Source organism: Streptococcus mitis SK575, from assembly GCF_000257865.1.
In the GTDB taxonomy this organism is placed as follows: Bacteria; Bacillota; Bacilli; order Lactobacillales; family Streptococcaceae; genus Streptococcus; species Streptococcus mitis_CQ.
This window is the reverse complement of the sequence record NZ_AICU01000026.1, coordinates 1-1,134: the sequence shown is the minus strand read 5'-3', so window position 1 is coordinate 1,134 and position 1,134 is coordinate 1. Positions and strand designations below refer to the sequence as shown.

At 31.4% G+C, this 1,134-nt stretch carries 2 protein-coding genes; both read right to left on the bottom strand.

Features of this window, described 5'->3' with window-relative positions; all coding sequences use genetic code 11:
* Positions 1–89: 89 nt before the first annotated feature.
* A complete protein-coding gene (locus HMPREF1048_RS05165) occupies positions 90–821 on the bottom strand; it encodes a hypothetical protein (protein ID WP_000072936.1) in 732 nt (243 codons plus the stop codon).
* Positions 818–1,134: hypothetical protein (locus tag HMPREF1048_RS05160; RefSeq protein ID WP_000300383.1), on the bottom strand; the 317-nt coding region annotated here is incomplete at its 5' end. The genes HMPREF1048_RS05160 and HMPREF1048_RS05165, both read right to left, overlap by 4 nt.

Genomic DNA, 1,134 nt, shown 5'->3' with positions numbered 1-1,134 from the left:
CAACTTTGTTTATAGCACTTAGTTACCTAGATAGCTTTCCTTTATCATGTCTGATTTTAAGCCGTTCTAAGATTTAATCCATATTTCTATTACTTGCTATTTTTAAATAATTCGTATTCCTTTTCTTTGATAAATGGAACTGAAAAATTAGAAAAAATTAGTAGAATCGAAAACAGATATCCGTCTTTTTGTATCACTAAAACATAACTTAAAAATATATAGACCATCAAATCTAGTGCAAAAAGAGAAAATATCCTCCTTTTCATCATCTCACTTGAATTAAAGATTCTGTTTAATAGAAGCTTTATCGTAGTATCTACACAAATTTTTATCAAAAAGATAAGAGCCAATACACGATTATCAACTGTACCATGAAGAATAAATGGAAATATAGTTAATATAAAACTAGAAATCTCTAAATATTTTATCCAAGGAGATTGAGACATCTTACTTTTAAACTGACTGATTTTCCTATATTCACTAGCTAATCTAGTATCAAAATCTCTACCAATTTTATTAAAGATTAAGAACTCCAGAATAAAAATACTTATTAATACGATATAAGTAGAAACGTTTCCTGGGAAAAATTTATTGATTAAAATTGGAAAACTCATTAACAGAATCGAATTTATGGCTAGACAGATAGATACTATTTTATTTTTCACAGAATATAGAGGTAGTGATACTATTGAGTAGATAAATGCTAAAAAAATAAGCAAGAAATACTCAGTACTGCTAATTAACGGCGCCCTTAATGATAAAAATAGATAGGCACCCCACACGATAATATGTATTTTTCGAATGTTATCTACATTACTCATCTTACTGTCGCAGATATGAATCCATCCCAAGGATAGGGGTTTCCGTTAATATCACAACCTCTATTAAGAGCACCATATCCAATACAGTAAGCTATTCTTCCTGCAGCCCCAGCCAATACACCTGCTGCTGCACCAATAAGCCAACCTCCAAGGCCTCCAACTTTAATATAGTTTATTAGTTTTTTGGTTAAAACTGCAGCTCCAGCTAATGCTATAAAAGTCCCTGGGCTCATAGCTAAAGCTGCACAAATTCCTTGACAATCACTCTTACTTAAATAAGCCCCCCCATCAAGATACATCATCTCTTCTTGCT

Coding starts and splice junctions, on each gene's coding strand:
- HMPREF1048_RS05165 (WP_000072936.1), bottom strand. CDS start 821: ATGAGTAATGTAGATAACATTCGAAAAATACATATTATCGTGTGGGGT.